Annotated in this window: 19 protein-coding genes; 9 read left to right on the top strand and 10 right to left on the bottom strand. The window is 64.1% G+C overall.

Features of this window, described 5'->3' with window-relative positions; all coding sequences use genetic code 11:
• Positions 1-117 precede the first annotated feature (117 nt).
• From FIU85_RS08455 to FIU85_RS08445, 3 genes are all read right to left on the bottom strand, one after another.
• Positions 118-1,488: a glutamate--cysteine ligase gene (locus tag FIU85_RS08455; protein ID WP_152496564.1), complete on the bottom strand. Its 1,371-nt coding sequence runs from the start codon at positions 1,486-1,488 to the stop codon at positions 118-120.
• Positions 1,489-1,551: 63 nt separating this feature from the next.
• A complete protein-coding gene (locus FIU85_RS08450) occupies positions 1,552-2,064 on the bottom strand; it encodes a hypothetical protein (protein ID WP_152496563.1) in 513 nt (170 codons plus the stop codon).
• On the bottom strand, positions 2,061-2,789 hold the full coding sequence (locus FIU85_RS08445; protein ID WP_152496562.1) for a 16S rRNA (uracil(1498)-N(3))-methyltransferase: 729 nt from the start codon (positions 2,787-2,789) through the stop codon (positions 2,061-2,063). The genes FIU85_RS08450 and FIU85_RS08445 overlap by 4 nt, the downstream gene beginning before the upstream one ends.
• Before the next feature lie 11 nt (positions 2,790-2,800).
• On the opposite strand from FIU85_RS08445, the gene ubiA reads away from it, so the two are divergent.
• The 4 genes from ubiA (at position 2,801) to FIU85_RS08425 (ending at position 7,374) form a co-directional block, all read left to right on the top strand.
• Positions 2,801-3,766: a 4-hydroxybenzoate octaprenyltransferase gene (gene ubiA / locus FIU85_RS08440; protein WP_152496561.1), complete on the top strand. Its 966-nt coding sequence runs from the start codon at positions 2,801-2,803 to the stop codon at positions 3,764-3,766.
• Positions 3,767-3,829: 63 nt separating this feature from the next.
• The gene (locus tag FIU85_RS08435) at positions 3,830-5,752 is read left to right on the top strand and encodes an OmpA family protein (protein WP_152496560.1); all 1,923 of its coding nucleotides are present in this window, start codon (positions 3,830-3,832) and stop codon (positions 5,750-5,752) included.
• Entirely contained in the window at positions 5,739-6,062 is a 324-nt protein-coding gene (locus tag FIU85_RS08430; protein WP_152491165.1) for a hypothetical protein, read from the top strand. Before FIU85_RS08435 ends, FIU85_RS08430 begins: the two co-directional genes overlap by 14 nt.
• Before the next feature lie 226 nt (positions 6,063-6,288).
• Positions 6,289-7,374: a TonB family protein gene (locus FIU85_RS08425; RefSeq protein WP_152496559.1), complete on the top strand. Its 1,086-nt coding sequence runs from the start codon at positions 6,289-6,291 to the stop codon at positions 7,372-7,374.
• Positions 7,375-7,559: 185 nt separating this feature from the next.
• Here the strand turns inward: FIU85_RS08425 and FIU85_RS08420 are convergent, their stop codons facing one another.
• The 4 genes from FIU85_RS08420 to hisD all read right to left on the bottom strand — a co-directional run bounded on the left by FIU85_RS08420 (position 7,560) and on the right by hisD (position 11,256).
• Positions 7,560-8,123 (bottom strand): helix-hairpin-helix domain-containing protein, encoded by a 564-nt coding sequence (locus FIU85_RS08420; protein WP_152496558.1) that lies wholly within the window; start codon positions 8,121-8,123, stop codon positions 7,560-7,562.
• A gap of 125 nt (positions 8,124-8,248) precedes the next feature.
• Positions 8,249-8,929, bottom strand: coding sequence for an aspartate/glutamate racemase family protein (locus FIU85_RS08415; RefSeq protein WP_172978832.1), 681 nt, complete (start codon positions 8,927-8,929; stop codon positions 8,249-8,251).
• Between the two features lie 7 nt (positions 8,930-8,936).
• Positions 8,937-9,941, bottom strand: a complete 1,005-nt coding sequence (locus tag FIU85_RS08410; RefSeq protein WP_152496556.1) for a D-cysteine desulfhydrase — start codon at positions 9,939-9,941, stop codon at positions 8,937-8,939.
• Positions 9,942-9,948: 7 nt separating this feature from the next.
• Complete coding sequence (gene hisD / locus FIU85_RS08405; protein ID WP_152496555.1) at positions 9,949-11,256, bottom strand: histidinol dehydrogenase; 1,308 nt, start codon at positions 11,254-11,256, stop codon at positions 9,949-9,951.
• Between the two features lie 305 nt (positions 11,257-11,561).
• On the opposite strand from hisD, the gene FIU85_RS08400 reads away from it, so the two are divergent.
• The 3 genes from FIU85_RS08400 (at position 11,562) to gph (ending at position 13,683) form a co-directional block, all read left to right on the top strand.
• On the top strand, positions 11,562-12,254 hold the full coding sequence (locus tag FIU85_RS08400) for an NAD-dependent deacylase (protein WP_152496554.1): 693 nt from the start codon (positions 11,562-11,564) through the stop codon (positions 12,252-12,254).
• Positions 12,255-12,524: 270 nt separating this feature from the next.
• A complete protein-coding gene (locus tag FIU85_RS08395; protein ID WP_152491171.1) occupies positions 12,525-12,962 on the top strand; it encodes a DUF1330 domain-containing protein in 438 nt (145 codons plus the stop codon).
• A gap of 58 nt (positions 12,963-13,020) precedes the next feature.
• Positions 13,021-13,683: a phosphoglycolate phosphatase gene (gph, locus tag FIU85_RS08390; RefSeq protein WP_368372982.1), complete on the top strand. Its 663-nt coding sequence runs from the start codon at positions 13,021-13,023 to the stop codon at positions 13,681-13,683.
• Here gph and FIU85_RS21970 read toward each other — a convergent pair.
• Positions 13,680-13,829, bottom strand: coding sequence for a hypothetical protein (locus tag FIU85_RS21970; RefSeq protein ID WP_172978831.1), 150 nt, complete (start codon positions 13,827-13,829; stop codon positions 13,680-13,682). The two genes, gph and FIU85_RS21970, sit on opposite strands and share 4 nt — an antisense overlap.
• Before the next feature lie 185 nt (positions 13,830-14,014).
• Between FIU85_RS21970 and FIU85_RS08385 the strand changes: the two genes are divergently transcribed.
• The gene (locus FIU85_RS08385) at positions 14,015-15,310 is read left to right on the top strand and encodes an acetylornithine deacetylase/succinyl-diaminopimelate desuccinylase family protein (RefSeq protein ID WP_216648898.1); all 1,296 of its coding nucleotides are present in this window, start codon (positions 14,015-14,017) and stop codon (positions 15,308-15,310) included.
• A 113-nt stretch (positions 15,311-15,423) separates the two neighbouring features.
• Positions 15,424-15,771, top strand: coding sequence for a hypothetical protein (locus FIU85_RS08380; protein WP_152491172.1), 348 nt, complete (start codon positions 15,424-15,426; stop codon positions 15,769-15,771).
• Between the two features lie 14 nt (positions 15,772-15,785).
• Here the strand turns inward: FIU85_RS08380 and panC are convergent, their stop codons facing one another.
• Both panC and panB read right to left on the bottom strand, forming a co-directional pair.
• Entirely contained in the window at positions 15,786-16,628 is an 843-nt protein-coding gene (gene panC / locus FIU85_RS08375; RefSeq protein ID WP_152496553.1) for a pantoate--beta-alanine ligase, read from the bottom strand.
• Positions 16,625-17,452: a 3-methyl-2-oxobutanoate hydroxymethyltransferase gene (gene panB, locus FIU85_RS08370; RefSeq protein ID WP_152496552.1), complete on the bottom strand. Its 828-nt coding sequence runs from the start codon at positions 17,450-17,452 to the stop codon at positions 16,625-16,627. The genes panC and panB overlap by 4 nt, the downstream gene beginning before the upstream one ends.
• Positions 17,453-17,469 lie beyond the last annotated feature (17 nt).

Below are 17,469 nucleotides of genomic sequence, written 5' to 3'. Positions count from 1 at the left end.
CCGGAGTTGAAAAAGCAAAAGGCCGCCCCGGTCCGGGCGGCCTTTTCTGTTTGTGCGGGAGCCCCCGGGTCCAGCCCGGGGCAGGCTCCCGGGTCAAGCCCGGGGCGGGTCCGCCCATCAGTAGCTGAATTCTTCGTAGATCCGGGTGAGGTCGCCGTTCCAGGCGCCGTGATAGCGGTCGAGCAATTCGTCGGCGGGCACGCGGCCGGACTCGACGCTTTCCTGAAGTGCGTTGAGGAAGTGGGTCTCGTCCGGGACCATGCCGCCGGCGCCGGGGCGGGCGCGGGCCTTTAGGCCGGCTTCGGCGATCGACAGAACCTCGCGCGCGAGGTCGTGCATCGAGATATTGCCGACCTTGGCATCGAGGGCCTGTTCGCTGGCCGCCACGCGCAGCGCGTCGCGCGTCTCGGCGTCCCAGCCCTTGGCCACGTCCCATGCCGCGTCGAGCGCGGACTGGTCATACATTAGCCCCACCCAGAAGGCGGGCAGGGCGCAGAGCCGCCGCCACGGCCCGCCATCGGCGCCGCGCATTTCCATGAATTTCTTGATCCGCGCCTCGGGGAAGATCGTGGTCAGGTGATCGGCCCAGTCCGAAAGCGTCGGCGTTTCGCCCGGCAGGGCGGGCAGTTCACCCTTGAGGAAGTCACGGAAGGACTGGCCCAGAGCGTCGATATATTGCCCGTCGCGATAGACGAAATACATCGGCACATCGAGCGCGTACTGGGCATAGCGCTCGAAGCCGAAGCCGTCCTCGAACACGAAGGGCAGCATGCCGGTGCGGTCGGCGTCGAGGTCGCGCCAGACGCGGGCGCGCCAGGACTTGTGACCGTTGGGCTGCCCGTCGAGGAAGGGCGAGTTGGCAAACAGCGCGGTGGCGACGGGTTGCAGCGCCAGGGCCACGCGCAGTTTCTGCACCATGTCGGCCTCGGATGCGAAATCGAGGTTGACCTGCACGGTGCAGGTCCGGCGCATCATGGTCTGGCCCATGGTGCCGACCTTCTGCATGTAGGCATCCATGAGCTTGTAGCGGCCCTTGGGCATCATCGGCATGTCTTCGTGCCGCCAGATCGGCGCGGCGCCAAGCCCGATGAAGCCGACGCCGACCTTGTCTGCGACATCCTTGACCTCGGCCAGGTGCACGTTCACCTCGTCGCAGGTGTGGTGGATGGTCTCGACCGGCGCGCCGGAGAGTTCGAGCTGTCCACCGGGTTCAAGCGACACGTTAGCGCCGTCTTTTTCCAGGCCGATCAGGTTGTCGCCTTCCATGACAGGGGACCAGCCATGCTTGTCGCGCAGGCCTTCGAGCACGGCACGCACGCTTCGGTCGCCCTCATAGGGAATGGGTTTGAGCGTGTCCTTGCAGTAGCCGAACTTCTCGTGCTCGGTGCCGATGCGCCAGGTGTCGCGCGGTTTGCAGCCGCTTTCGAGATAGCCTGCCAGTTGGGCCTCGGACTCGATCGGGCCGCCGCCTGATTGGGGGATGGACATAGAGAATTTTCCTGCATTGCGCGCGAACTTGGGGGAGAGGCTTGGCCCGAATGGGCAGGGGTGTCAATGCAGCCGATTGGTGTATGTGGACCAGACGGTGACGGTTTCGCGATCTTGTGACGAGAGTGCTGCGAGCATTTTTTGCACGCGCAGGCCGGGCAGGGTGGTGAAGGCGTCGAAGAGCGTGTCGGCGCCCTGGGCGGTCGTCGGGATCATCAGGGCGGGCTGGCCAGGCTGGTGCAGGCCCCAGTGGGCAGGCTTGGCGGCATGTTCGAGCGTGAGGCGGGACATCTCGGCCAGGTCGACGGTGCCGCCCGTGAGCGGGCCGAAATAGGTGACGCGGCCCTCATCCACCTGGACGATGCCGGGCCCGCCAGTGGCGCGGCGGAAGCGGGCGCGTTGCAGGCCGATGAACGTGAGTGCGGCCCCGACCGGCAACAGGATGTAGCCGACCCACGAGAGGATGCCGATGAAGCCGACCGACCACCATGCGCCGAGGGCGACGACGCCCGCGCCGATCAGCACCTCGCGCCAGCGGCTGAGACTTGCGGCGGCGTCGGGGCGGATGAAGCTCATGCCCAGTCTCCGAAGCGCTGTTGCCATACGGTCATGGCGGCCACGGCGGCGGTGTCGGCGCGCAGGATGCGGGGGCCGAGGGACGCGGCATGAGTGAAAGGCAGATCGTGGAGGCGCGCGCGCTCGGCGTTTGAAAAGCCGCCCTCCGGGCCGATCAGGATGGCCCAGGGGCCTGCATGACCGTCTTGTCGAACGGCCTCGTTTGCGCCGGCCAGTGCCTCGTCGCAAAACATCAGTTGGCGGCCCTCGGGCCAGTCGGCAAGCAGGCGGTCGAGCTTTTGCAGGTCCGTCACTTCGGGGACATATGTGCCGCCGCATTGCTCGGCGGCCTCGACGGCGTGGGCTTGCAGGCGGTCCTGCCGGATGCGTTCGGAATTGGTGAAATCGGTCTGAACGGGCAAGATGCGGGCGGCGCCCATCTCGGCGGCTTTCTCGACGATGAAGTCGGTGCGGGCCTTCTTGATGGGGGCGAAAAGCAGCCAGAGGTCGGGCGGGTCTTGCTGAGGGCGGGTCTGGCGCTCGACGTTCAGCAGGCCGCCTCGCTTGGACGCCTCGGCCACGGTGGCATGCCATTCGCCATCATGGCCGTTGAAGAGCAGGACGGCATCGCCCGTGCCCTGCCGCATGACCCCGAAGAGATAATGCGCCTGGTCGCGGTCCAGAGGAACCGTTTGCCCTTCCCCGAGAGGGTGCTCTACATAAAGCCTGATCTTTGCAGTCGACATGGGGCCAACATATGACCGGACCGAACCAGACGCCAGATGCGACCGGCGAGGTGGCCGATGCCGTCAAGGGCAACTGGGTGGATCGCTCGGCCCCGGCCTGGAGCCGACCCTATCTGCGGTTGAGCCGAGCCGACCGGCCGATCGGGACGTGGCTGCTCTTGCTGCCGTGCTGGTGGGGGCTGCTGTTGTCGATGCTGCATGACGGACGGGCCACATGGCACGACCTGTGGATATTCGCGGGCTGCGGGATCGGGGCGTTTTTGATGCGCGGTGCGGGCTGCACGTGGAACGACATCACCGACCGGCATATCGACGGGTCCGTGTCGCGCACCGCGTCGCGGCCCATACCCTCGGGGCAGGTCAGCGTGACGCAGGCGTTGGCCTGGCTGGTGGCGCAGGCTCTCGTGTCGTTCTGCATCCTGCTGACTTTCAACATGGCTGCGATCATCCTCGGGATCATCTCACTGGCGCCGGTGTGCATCTATCCCTTTGCCAAGCGGTTCACGTGGTGGCCGCAGATCTTCCTTGGTCTTGCGTTCAACTGGGGCGCGTTGCTGGCGTGGACGGCGCATAGCGGGCGGCTGGAATGGCCGGCGGTGGTGCTGTACGTGGCCGGGATTGCATGGACGCTGTTCTATGACACGGTCTATGCGCAGCAGGACGCGGAAGACGATGCGCTGATCGGGGTGAAATCCACCGCCAGGCTCTTTGCCGACCGCACGCCGGTCTGGTTGCAGCGGTTCCTGATCGGCGCGGTCAGCCTGATGGCCATCGCGGTGATCGGCGCGGCGGTGGGCGGCTCGGCGCTCGCGGTGCTGGTGGCGTTGATCGGCCCCTGGGCGTTCGGATGGCACCTGTTCTGGCAGCTCCGGCAATTCGACATGCAGGACGATCCGACGCTGTTGCGGCTGTTTCGGTCGAACCGCGATGCGGGCCTGCTGCCCCTGCCGTTTTTCGCCGCAGCCCTGTTCGTCTGATTGCACTCGGGGCCGGTGGCGCATAAATAGGCCGGGTGGTAAACAACGGCGAGCCTTGGGTTCATGCGCCTTTCCTCCATCTTCGCCATTCTTGGTACCTTCTTTCTGGCCTTCGTCCTGTGCCTTTTCGCGGCGCGATTCTCGGTGCAAGTGATCGAGGAAGGCTCGCGCAACGCGGTGCGCGACACGCTGGACGAGCGCGGGATGACATGGACGGAAGTAGATGCCGACGGGTTGCAGGTATTCCTGGCCGGTACGGCACCGTCCGAGGCCACGCGCTTTCGCGCACTGTCGATCGCGGGAAGCGTAGTGGAATCGGCCCGGATCATCGACCAGATGCTGGTGGCCGACAGTGCAGATATCGCGCCGCCGCGATTCTCGGTCGAGATCCTGAGTAATGACAGCGGGCTGTCATTGATCGGTCTGATCCCGGCCGAGACCGACCGCGAGCAGCTGATCGAGGACGTGGCCAAGAATGCGCCCGGCAAGGAGGTGACCGACCTTTTGGAGATGGCCGATTATCCGCATCCCGAGACGTGGGATGACGCGATCGGATACGCGGTCGACATCCTCAAGCAGATGCCGCGCACCAAGATCTCGGTCGAGGCCCGCAGAGTGAGCGTGGTGACCATGGCTGACAGTCACGAGGACAAGCGCAACCTGGAAACGCAGCTGGCCCGGCGAGTGCCTGAAGGTGTGCGCCTGTCTCTGGACATCTCGGCGCCGCGGCCGGTAATCACGCCTTTCACGCTGCGCTATCTGCTGGAGGATGGCGAGGGCAGCTTTGACGCCTGCGCCGCCGATACCGAAGCCGCAAAGGACCGTATCCTTGCCGCCGCAGGACAGGCCGGCTTGCAGCAGAAGGCGCAGTGCCCCCTTGCGCTGGGCGTCCCGTCGCCACAATGGGGCCGCGCGGCGGAACTGGCGATTGGGGCGCTGGGCGAGTTGGGTGGCGGCAGCGTGACCTTCTCGGACGCCGATATCGCGCTGGTGGCCGCCGAAGGCACGGATGAAAAGCTGTATGACACGGTGATCGGACGGCTGGAGACCAGCCTGCCGGACGTCTTTGCATTGAAGGCGGTGCTGCCAAAGCCCAAGGATGCCGCCGAGGAAGCGCCGCCGGAGTTCGTCGCCACGCTGTCGCCTGAAGGGCTGGTTCAGATCCGTGGCCGGGTCGAAAGCGCGCAGGCGCGGGAAATGGTCGACAGCTTTGCCAAGGCAAAGTTCAGCTCTGACGTGGTCAGCACAACCGCGCGGGTTGCTGAAAACCTGCCGACGGACTGGACGGTGCGCGTGCTGACCGGACTGGAAGCGTTGGCGTATCTGTCGAACGGGGCCGTGACCGTGGGGCCGGAAAGCATCGCGGTAACGGGATTGACCGGGCAGCAAGACGCCAGCGCGGAGATTTCGGCGATGTTCGCCGCCAAGCTGGGAGAAGCCGCGGATTTCGACATAGACGTGAATTACCGCGAGGAACTGGACCCGGTGGCGAGCAAACCCACCCCGGAGGAGTGCGAAGCGCAGATCGCCGAGGTGCAGGCCGATAGCAAGATCACCTTCGAGCCGGGTGAGACGGATGTGGATTCCAACGGTGCGCAGATCATGGACCGGATCGCCGATATCCTGAAGGCCTGTGGTGAAATCCGCATGGAGATCCAGGGCCACACCGACAGCCAGGGACGCGAGGTGATGAACCAGCAACTGAGCCAGGCGCGGGCACAGTCGGTTCTCAACGAGTTGCGGTCGCGCCGTGTACTGACATCGGCCATACGGGCCAAGGGATACGGCGAAAGTGATCCGATCGCCAGCAACGACAGCGAAGAGGGCCGCGAGGCCAATCGCCGGATCGAATTCCGGGTCATCCGGCCGGAACCGATCAAAGAACAGCAAACAACGCTTGAAGCGCTGGAAGAAGAAGCGCTAAACGAGACCGATGCGGCGGGGGGCGACGCCGAGCAGGAAACCGGGACGGATGAACAGAACTGAATTTATCATAGCCACGGCGATCGTTTTGTTCGTGGCGTTCTGCATGGGATGGTTCGCCAATTGGTTGGTGCATCGGTTCATTCGGGTGTCAGGGTCCGACGTTGGCGAGTTGGAGCGCATGGCGCAGGAATTGCACGAAGCCGAGGAAACCCGCGACCAGGCGATCACCTACCTTCAGCAGCGCGAGGCGGAACTGACCAACCAGCTGAGCCAGACCGAGGCGGAACTGTCGGCCACGATGGACGGGCTGCGCGAGGCACGGCACGAGGCCGAGGAACTGCGCAACGAACTGGAAAAGAGCCGCGCCTGACCACGTGGTGCCCCGGGCCGGCGGTCGATCACGATAGCGTAGGCCGTGGTTTCGTGTCGGAGCGGCTTGGCGTAATCTGCCGGCGCAGTGGGGCATGGCCCCGTCTCCGAGGATCGGTGAGCCGTGTTCATGCCTGATAAACGCCTTGCTTTCAAAACGTGCCTGAATGGCCAGGCCGACGGTCAAATCGGCCTGTGCCATGCGCGGGGCCCGGCTCGATAGTGGCATGATCAAACGATCCATCCCCGTGGCCGTGGTGGCCATCCTCGTATCGCTGTTCCTGCATGCCGTCGGCGTTGGTTGGCAGGACATTGTGGACGATACCGAAGACACGACATCTGCACCGCAGGAGCAACCGGTGCCAGACACGGGACGCGCCTTCGAGGACCTCGCCGAACCGTTGCCGGAGCCACCAGAGCCGGAGCCGACCGAAGCGGTCGAGCCGCCCGATGTGACCGAGCCGGACACGATGCAGACATCCAATGCGATGGTGGCCTCCGACAACCCCGAGGAGGTGACGGCCCCGGACGGCCCCGAGGGCGAAACCGGAAGCCCGGACGAAGGCGCCGGAGAGGAGTCCGAGGACGTTGCCGAGAACAGCGGCGAGGATCAGAGCACATCCGACATCGCGATGATTGCGCCCGATGCGCCGGACGCCGAGCCGCAAGCGCCCGAGGGCGTCGAGCAGGGCGCGCCCGAACCTGCCGAGGACGCTGCCGAAGCCGAGGAGACGCCGCGACCCGAGGAGGTCACACCGGAGACCGACGAGGCGGCGCTTGCTCCGACGCCGGAGGCACCTGAGAACGTGATCGCGGCGGAGGAGCCGAACCTGGAAGCCTCGGCGGTCACCAGGTCTCTGCGGCCGCCCAGCACCCGGCCCACCGCCGAGCAACTGGGTGTGCCTGAACAGCGCCAGGCACAGGCGCGGCGAACTCCGACCTACGAGTCGCCTCTGACCGCGTACAAGCGAGATGGTACAGACCTGACGGCGCTTGGCCGCGTCGGCAGCGCTTCGCCGGGCGATTTCGGCGGATCGGGCGGACAGGGCAACGCCGGTACGACCAATTACGCCGGGCGTGTCCTGATGCAACTCAATCGCAGGCCGCGGATAGACAATCAGGCGACAGGCTCCGCGCGTGTATATTTTCAGATCAATCCGAACGGGTCGCTGGCCTGGGTGCGCATTCTCAACAGTTCCGGATCGGCGGGCATAGACAGCGCAGCAGAAGCCCAGGTACGCAGTGCGGCTCCCTTTCCTCCGCCACCGAGCGGGCAGCCGGAGAAGCTGGTATTCTTCTATCGCAATCGGTAGCGGGCGTGATTTGTCGCAGGAAAAGGGAACGATCTGAATAGCGGCCGAGATATTTCGAACTGGCCACTTGCAACGGTGCTTGGCAGTCAATCAGCCAAATCGTATATCCGGCGGTCCGTTCGCGCCATCCCAGGCCGCATCGGTCAACCAGCCTTTGAGCAGTGTGTTTCGTTCGCGCCGCAAGATCAGGCCTTGGATTTGGTGGCCCTTTTCTTGATCTTCTTGGCTTTCCTGTCTGCCTTGGCCTTGATCTCCTTAGCTTGAAGCTTCAGCTTCTTGGCTGCCTTCTTTGCCTTTGATTTGGCTTTCCCGGATTTCTTCTCGGCTTTGTCGGCCGCCTTCCTTGCCGCTTTTTCGGTTTCGTCGGCCTTCTTTTCCGCCTTGGCTTTTATCTTTTTCGCGGCTTTCTTGGCCTTCTTTTCCGCCTTCGAAGGAGAGTCTTTTTTCGCGTCGTCCTTCCCCTTGCTTTCCGCGGACCTGGTGCGCTTCTTCTTGCCGGGATTGGTCTTGGCCGCAGGGCGTGCCACCGCAGCGTCGCGATCGGTTTGCGACGCGGGGTCGGGTGTGGGTGCCGTGATCTGTTTTGCACGTGCGATCAGAACCGGGGCCGTGGCGGCGCCGACGCCGCGCACGATCACGATGTCCGAGGGGTGAGCTTTCGCCAGGGCTTCGGCATCCGGTATCCCGGCGGCGATCATTTGTGAAGCAAGGCCAGGGCCAATGCCCGTTATGCGCGTGAGGTCTGTCATTCTGGATAGTTCCGTGAGTGGTTTGTTGTGCGAAACGATTGTTCGATTTGGGATACAATGTATATACAAGTAGAGATTGTCAACAGACCAATTTCTGAGTTCTGGAGCGCCGTGGTGGCGGCGACTCACTTTGTCGAGAAATCGACGACCGCCTTCACCAGGCAGTCCAGGCTGTCGGTATAAGGGATGGCGTCCGGGAGGCTCTCGCTCATCAGGGAAAGTTCGGTGCAGGCGATGAGCAGGTGATCGGCGCCTTTGTCCGCCATGCCTGCCGCGATGCGTCCCATGTGGGGCGCGAGCGTGGTCAGATCGCTCCCGGCTTTGACCGCGCGAATGATGTCGAGAAGGTCGTCTTCGTCATCGGCCCAGAGCGGCTTCAGGTCATGCGCGTCGAATTTCGTGTCGAATACGCCCACCTTGCGCGTCGCGGGGGAGGCTAACATGCCAACGGTTCCCGCGCCGGTTTCGCCAAGATGCCGAGCCGTCAGCTCTATCATGTCCAGGAACGGCAGGCTGGTGGCATTCGCAACGGCCACCGCGTAGTGGTGAGCGGTATTGCATGGCATGGCCAGCGCCTGGGCGCCGGCGCGTTCTAGATCCTGCGCCATGGACATCAGAACTGGCATCGGGTCCTGCCCGTCGCCGTCGATCAGCGCCTTGATCCGGGACGGCACCTGCGGGTTCTGATGTACGATCAGGGGAACATGGTCGGCGTCGTCCTGCGCGGGGATTGCGGAAAGGACCTTTTGCATGAGCAGGATGGTGGCCTCCGGCCCCATCCCGCCCAGGATTCCGACCGGCTTCATCAGGCGCCTATTTCGGCACGTCGAAGCAATGGCTGTAGCCTGTCAGGCCGATCGCTCCGCCGGTGTGAAGGAAGACGATGCGCTCGCCTTTCTTGAAGTGCCCCTTGCGGCAGAGGTTGATGAGACCTGCTGCGCCCTTGGCCGAATAGACCGGGTCAAGCAGGATCGCCTCGGTCCGGGCGAAAAGGTCGATGGCTTCCAGCGTGTCTTCGGCGGGGATGCCATAGCCGGGACCGACGTAATCGGTGTTTGCGACCACGTCCTCGCGCGCGACGACACCGGGACAGCCCAGCTTCTCGGCCGTCTTGACGGCGAGGTTGTAGACGTTTTCCTCCTGCTTGGGTTTCGGTGCACGGACGCCAATACCCAAAAGCGGGATTTGCGCGTTCATCGCCTTGAGACCCGTGATCAGCCCCGCCTGCGTGCCTGCCGATCCTGTTGCGTGAACGATGTGGTCGACGTTCAGGCCCATCGTGACGAACTGGTGCAGCATCTCGAAGGCGCAGTTGACGTATCCAAGTGCGCCGGTGGCGTTGGAGCCGCCTCCGGGAATGGTGTAGACCTTTTTGCCCTCTTCGCGGTACTTGTCGGCCACCGCTTCCATTTCGGCGTTCATGTCGAGATCGGGGCCGCGATGTTCCATCGTCGCGCCGTGCAGGTGATCCAGGAGAACGTTGCCGTTATACTTGTAGTTGTCGTAATTGTAGCCGGTCCGGTCCTCGAGAAGGATGTGGCAGGCGAGCCCCAGCTTGGCCGCTGCGGCCGCGGTCTGGCGGGCGTGGTTCGACTGGGTCGCGCCCTGCGTCATCACCATTTCAGCGCCCTGTTCCTGTGCTTCGGCCATCAGGAATTCCAGCTTGCGGGTCTTGTTTCCGCCGGTGGACAGCCCCGTGCAATCGTCCCGCTTGATCCAGATCTCGGGGCCGCCCAGAGCCTCGCTGAGACGCGGCATGTGTTCAAGCGGCGTGGCAAGGTGGGCGAGGCGTACGCGGGGAAACTTTGCAAGGTTCATCTGGGTCTTATCCTTTGGTATTCGCTGTGAGTTTGGCAGGTCCGGTGCATTTGTCCAGCCGGATATCGGCGGCCAGGGCGTGGCCCTCCATGCGTTCGGCGCGACTGATGGCGGCGGTGGCGCGCGCGAGGTCGGCAATAGCGTCGTCCGAGACGGTCTGCCAGGTCACGGTCTTGAGAAACTTGTGCACCGAAAGGCCGCCAGTGTAGCGGGCGGCTCCAGACGTCGGCAGCACGTGGTTGGGTCCCGACGCCTTGTCGCCAAAGCTGACGGTGGTGTTCTCGCCAAGGAAAAGCGAACCGTAGGCCGTGAGGCGGGAGCGCCACCAGTCGAGGTGTTCGGCCATGACCTGCAGGTGCTCGGGCGCCTTGGCGTCGGCATATTGCGCCATGTCTTCCGGCGTGTCGCACAGCACGACTTCGGCCAGATCGGCCCAGGCCTGTGTCGCGGCGCGGCGGTTGGGCTCCGGCAGTTCAGCGATCAGGTCGGGCACGCGGGCAACCACGGTGTCGGCAAGCGCGCGGTCCGTGGTGGCCAGCCAGACGGGACTGTTATGGCCGTGCTCGGCCTGGCTGACGAGGTCGCCGGCAACGACCTCCGGATCGGCGGTGTGATCGGCCAGCACGAGGCTGTCGGTGGGGCCCGCGAACATGTCGATGCCGATGGGGCCGAACAGCTGCCGCTTGGCCTCGGCGACGAAGGCATTTCCGGGACCCACAAGAATATCTGCCGCCGGTGCGCCGAACATGCCGAAGGCCATCGCGGCGACGCCCTGCACCCCGCCGATGCACAGGATGCGCGTCGCACCCGCGAGATGCATCGCGAAAAGCATGGCGTCGGGAATGCCCGCTGCGCCGTTCGGCGGAGAGCAGGCAGTGATGTCGGGTACGCCGGCCTCGCGCGCCGTGGCGATGGACATGAGCGCAGAGGCGATATGCGTGTAGCGCCCGCCCGGCACATAGCAGCCGGCCGCCTGCACCGGGATCTGGCGCTGGCCCGCGATCAGGCCGGGGCGCAGCTCGATCTCCATGTCCTGGGCTGTGGCGCGTTGGGCCGCGGCAAAACGAGAGATGTTTTCGTGCGCCCAGCGAATATGCTCCTTCAAATCCTGCGGAACGCGGGCAATCGCGGCTTCGATGCTGTCCGAGGACACCGCGATATCGCCGGTCCAGCCATCCAGTTGCCGCGTGTATTCCAGCGCGGTTTGCGCGCCGCCGGCCTTGAGACGGGCCAGCATCATTTGAACGGTATCGGTGACGTCGGCCATCGTCTGGGGCGGTTGGCCGGGGGCGGTCTTGAGGTAGGTAAGCGGCATGGCAAATCTCCTGTCCGTTTCGGATTGCGCCCTCTGGCCGTGTCAGACAAGGGACATGATCGGAAACCGCCGCTGTTTTTCCAGCTGCCAAAGGGCGTTTTCAGGAAATACGAAACTTCCAGCCGTCACGATTTGAACGCATTGAGCAGTGCTCAGCGCAGAAAATTCGTACGAATTCTCTCGGAGGGCCGAAGCCGCGCGGCCACGCAATACTGGTCGCTGGATTTCAAGAATCGGAGGGTTTCAAAGCTATCGCTAGCAGGTAAATTGAGCCAAGAATGAGTTTACCCGGAGGCAACGCCCTGATGTCCAAAATCGTGATCCTGACGGGCGCGGGCATTTCGGCCGAAAGCGGGCTTGGCACGTTTCGCGATCAGGACGGGCTGTGGGCGCAGCACCGGATAGAGGATGTGGCGACGCCGGAGGGGTTTGCGCGCAATCCGGGCCTGGTGCAGGAATTCTACAACGCCCGGCGTGCGCAGGCCGCTGCCGCGCGTCCCAACGCGGCGCATGAGGCGCTGGCGCGGCTCGAGTCGGAAAATGCGGGCGAGGTATTGATCATAACGCAGAACGTGGATGGCCTGCACGAGGCCGCGGGCAGCCGCAACGTGGTGCACATGCATGGGCAACTCGACCGCGCCCTGTGCCATGCCTGCGGCCACCGCTGGCCGGCGCCGAAGGTCATGCAGCCCGAAGATACCTGCCCCGAATGCGGGCAAAGGGCGACCCGACCGGACGTGGTGTGGTTCGGTGAGATACCCTACGGGATGGAGCGGATCGACCCTGCGCTGGCCGATGCCGATATCTTTGCGGCAGTCGGGACATCGGGCAATGTGTATCCGGCGGCGGCCTTTGGCCAACATGCGCGCCGGATGGGTGCGCATACGGTGGAACTGAACCTCGAGGTATCCACTGCATCGCGCGATTTCGCGGAGCATCGTCGGGGCCCGGCAAGCGAGGTCGTGCCGCTTTGGGTCGAGGAGATGCGGAGGGCGTGAGTGGTTCCCCCCCGGCACGTGGTTTTCTACGCGATACCACAGGCCGATTTGGCTGTTCTGACTCAACCGAAGGGGATCGCGGGTGAGTTGGGGCTACAACACCGAGATGAAGTTCGGCCAAGGGCCGCATTCCGGATCACCCCGGTGCCGCGGATGATTGAACAACTCCCTTGGTAAACGAGTGTTGGATGTTCGGTTGCAGACGACGAGCCCGCAACGCTTTCCTTTCCGGTTCGCGCCCGGCAGAGTGACGGCACGAGAGGGAGCCGGATGTCGCACTACATTGATCCGACGAAAGAAAGCTTTGCCGCGTTTCGGGCCATGGCTCGCGAAGGCCCGGTCCAAATGCTCAACCTGATCCGTCTGCGTGAAGAGGCGGATTATAGCGACGGTACCATCGCGACCGGGGCGAAGGCTTATGCCGCCTACGGACGGGAAAGTGCGCCGGTTTTCCGCGATCTGGGCGGCCGGATCGTATGGGCAGGACAGCCCGAGATGATGCTGATCGGACCACAGGACGAAGGCTGGGACGTCGCGTTCATCGCGGAGTATCCAAGTGTCGATGCTTTCGTCGGTATGCTGCGCGATCCGGTCTATCGCCGTGCGGTGCGGCACCGGCAGGCCGCGGTGGCGGATTCTCGTCTTGTTCGAATGCGGCCCGGCACGCCCGGAGGCGCGTTTGGTGAGTTCGTTCTGAATGATGCCTGAGGCGGGATCGACATCCGGACGCCGGTCGCGTGCTGTTATCTTCGATCTGGACGGTACCTTGATCGACAGCGCGCCGGATATTCACGCCGCCGCCAACCGGGTGCTGGCGGGTCACGGCATTGCACCTTTCACCCTGGCCGAGGCACGGGGGTTTGTCGGCCACGGCGCGGCAGCATTCGTCAGGCGATGCCTTGCCGCACGGGGCCTGGACGACGATAGCGCGTTGCAGGCGCAGGTCCTCCAGCAGTTTCTTGACGTCTACGAAGGTGCGGTCCACCTGACGCAGCCGTATCCCGGCGTGACCGCGTGCCTCGACGCCCTGGATGGTGCCGGTGTCGCGCTTGGCATTTGCACCAACAAGCCCGAGGGGCCGACGGCTTCGGTGCTGGCGCATCTGGACCTGGCGCGGTATTTCAGCGTGATCGTCGGCGGTGATACCTTGTCGGTGCGCAAGCCCGATCCGGCACCCTTGCTGCGGGCCATCAGTCAAACCGGCTCAGAGGAGGTCATCTTCGTCGGGGACAGCGAAGTGGATGCGGAAACGTCCCGGACGGCCGGCGTGCCTTTCGCGCTTTTCACCGAGGGGTATCGCAAGACCCCGGTTGACGACCTGCCCCAGGCAGGCCGGTTCAGCCAGTTCGCTTCATTGCCCGCGCTGGTCGACAGGGTTCTGGGCGACCGCGATGCGCCGCCTGTTGTCAGGTCCGGGGCGGATTGCTAGGCTTTCGAGATGCAGATGTTGCTTGGCCGTTCGACCAGATGCCTCAGATCAGTGTGACGCTCGCCGATGCCGGCGATCAGCCGGATATAGCCGAGATGTACCGGGTGGTACCGTGTCGGGGTGAGCCCGAGCTTTCGGATTTTCACGTCTGTCCGACCAGGATCAAGGTCCTCCCGACCTTGTTAAAGTGGTTTCACGTCGGCGAGTGCCGGTTCGGCAGGATCGTGCAGCAGTCGTGCCGGGTCATCGCTTGCCGCCTGACACAGGCCGGCATTTTGCCGGGCAATCCAGGAGGTTACGCCCTCGGACATGACGTCAGCAGGGCGTGGGCGTGACCGAGGGTGTGACGGCAAAGCTCCTGGCCGAAGTGGCCGCGCGGCGCGATGACCTGATCGGCCTGACGCAAGACCTGATCCGCATTCCCACGCTTAATCCGCCGGGCGCGAACTACCGCGAAATCTGCGACCTTCTGGACCGACGGCTTCTGAAGGCCGGGTTTCAGACCGAACTGGTACGGGCCGAGGGCGCGGTTGGCGACAGCGATCGGTATCCGCGCTGGAACCTCGTGGCGCGACGCGACGGCAGGGCGCCAGGCCAGTGCGTGCATTTCAACAGCCATATCGATGTGGTCGAGGTGGGCCATGGCTGGACGACGGACCCGTTCGGTGGCGAGGTGAAGGAGGGGCGCGTTTACGGGCGCGGGGCCTGCGACATGAAAGGCGGGCTCGCGGCCAGCATCGTTGCGGCGGAAGCATTCATCGCTGTCTGTCCCGACTACGCGGGCGCGATCGAGATAAGTGGCACCGCGGACGAGGAGTCGGGCGGCTTCGGCGGCGTCGCATACCTCGCGGAGCGGGGCTATTTCAGCCCCTCCCGGGTTCAGCATGTCATCATTCCCGAGCCGTTGAACAAGGACCGGATCTGTCTTGGCCACCGGGGCGTCTGGTGGGCCGAGATCGAGACGATGGGCGAAATCGCGCATGGCTCGATGCCGTTTCTGGGCGATTGTGCTGTCCGACACATGGGCGCCGTGCTGGCGGAGATGGAAGCGAGCCTGTTCCCGGCGCTGGCGGAGAAACGCACGGACATGCCTGTTGTGCCCGAAGGTGCCAAGCAGTCGACGCTCAACATAAACTCCATCCACGGCGGCGAACGAGAGCAGGAGGCCGACTATACCGGGTTGCCGTCGCCCTGCGTGCCCGATCGCTGCCGCATGGTGATCGACCGGCGCTTCCTGATCGAGGAGGATATCGGCGAAGTCGAACGGGAAGTACGCGACGTGCTGGAGCGCGTGCGCGCGGGACGGGCCGGCTTCGATTACTCGATCAAGGGCATCCACAGTGTCGAGCCCACGATGACCGCGCGCGATGCGCCGGTGGTGGGGGCCGTCGCACAGGCGGTGCAGACGGTATTCCGGCGCGAGGCCGAATATGTGGTCAGCCCCGGCACCTACGACCAGAAGCATATCGACCGGATCGGGCGGCTGAGCAATTGCATCGCCTATGGGCCCGGTATACTCGACCTCGCGCACAAGCCGGACGAATACGTCGATATCGAGGATATGGTGCAAAGCGCGCAAGTTATGGCATTGGCATTGCACAGCCTGCTGTCTGGCGACGGCACATGATCCCCGCGCCGACCTGGGGCGCGTGACCTGGGCCAAGATGGCCTGCACGTGTCGGCTTGAACTGGCCGGGCATCGCCGCATCTTGATCGGATATCGAAATCAGGAGGACGATTGTGAGACATTTCTTATGTGCCGCCGTAGCGGCGTTCGCGGCGACGCCGCTTTGGGCGGGTGAACTCGCGTCTGGCGACGAGATCACGTCAACGATTTCAGGCAACACCGTGCAGGGCAGCATGGCAGACGGCTCTGCCTATACAGAGTTCTACGACACGGACGGCACGATCAAGGGTGCCGATTACACCGGCGCGTGGCGCGTTGAGGACGATCAGATGTGCTTTGACTACGGCGAAGAAGAAAACTGCTGGGGCGTCGCGATCGATGGAGAGTCCGTCACCTGGATGAACGGTGACACCGCCGACGGAACGGGCACCGTCGTGTCGGGCAACCCGAACGAATTCTGACGCCACTATCAGCTTCAGACGGCGATATTGTCGATCAGCCGAACCCCCGCGAGATAGGCGGCGGCGAACAAGCGAGCAGGCTGCGCGGTGTCGGTGACACTGCGCAGATCGCTTTGGGACCGCAGGTCAAGGTAATCGACCTTGGTGAAACCCGCCGTGAGCAGGCGGTCTACGGCACGTTCCCGTAGGGGGGCGAGAGCTTCGCCATGGGCGAGGCCTTTGGCGATCTCCTCCATTTCCTCGTGCAGTCGCGGCGCGATCGTGCGCGCGCGATCGGACAAAAGCAGGTTCCTTGAACTGAGCGCCAACCCGTCAATGTCGCGGATCGTGGGGCACCCGTGCACGGTGACGCCGAGATCCAGATCGGCGGCAAGTCGGCGCACGACGAGTAACTGCTGAAAATCCTTTTCACCGAAATAGGCATCGGTCGCCCGTGTCTGCGTGAAGAGTTTCGTCACCACCGTGGCCACACCGTCGAAATGGCCGGGCCTGTGTGCCCCGTCCATCACATCGGTCAGGTCGGACACCGACACGTTCGTGGCGAAACCGCCGGGATACATCTGGTCGCAATCCGGCACCCACAATGCGTCGACCTCGAAACGCGCGAGCTTTCGCGCATCGTCATCCTCAGTTCGGGGGTAGTTGGCCAGGTCTTCGGGGTTGTTGAACTGCTTTGGGTTGACGAAAATCGTCACGATCACATGGTCGCAGTCGCGCTTTGCGGCCGCCACAAGCGACAGGTGACCGTCGTGAAGCGCGCCCATGGTCGGCACGACGCCGATGCGCGCGCCGGCCCGCAGCCAGGGGGCGGTCATCGTCCGCAGGTCAGGCAGGCTTCGCAGGATAGGCGCAGTCACGTGTTCGGTGCCTTGTTTGAATAAACGTGCTCCTCGGCCGGAAAGGCGCGGGCGCGGACCTCTTCTGCGTAGGTGGCGATGGCCCGTTCCGCCTCTTCGCCCAGATGCGCGTAGCGCTTGACGAATTTGGGCTTGAACGCGGTGAAGAGCCCCAGCATGTCGTAATGCACGAGGATTTGCCCGTCGCACCCGGCCGAGGCACCGATCCCGATCGTGGGTATGCGTATCTCGCGGGTGATTTCGTCCGAAAGTGGGGCGGGCAGTTTCTCGAGAACGACCGAAAATGCGCCCGCCTCGGCGATCGCACGCGCGTCTCTCAGAACCTTTCCGGCGCCTTCGTCGCGGCCTTGCACCCGATAGCCGCCCAGCGTGTTGATGGATTGCGGCGTAAGGCCGATATGCGCCATGACCGGCACGCCACGCGCCACCAGAAAGGCGATGGTGTCGGCGATATGAGCACCGCCTTCGAGCTTGACCGCCGCACAGCCGGTCTCGGCCATGAGGCGCGATGCGTTTCGGAAGGCCTGAGCAGGGCTTTCCTCGTACGACCCGAATGGCATGTCGACGACCAGCATGGCGGTCTTGAGACCCCGTGCCACGGCCTGACCATGCAGGATCATCATCTCCATCGTGACGCCCAGCGTGTTGGGCAGGCCATGCAGCACCATGCCTACGCTGTCGCCGACCAGCACGAAATCGCAATGTGGATCCATCAGTTCCGCCATGGGCGTGGTATAGGCGGTCAGCGACACGATCGGCGTGGCACCTTTCATAGCGCGGATGTCGTCGGGAAGTGGCGCTGATTTACGGCTTGTGGCGCTCATGGGACGCTCCGGAAATG

This window comes from Roseovarius sp. THAF8, assembly GCF_009363735.1.
Classification (GTDB): Bacteria; Pseudomonadota; Alphaproteobacteria; order Rhodobacterales; family Rhodobacteraceae; genus Roseovarius.
Note: the sequence above shows the minus strand (reverse complement) of the source record. Positions and strands in the feature narration are given on the sequence as shown.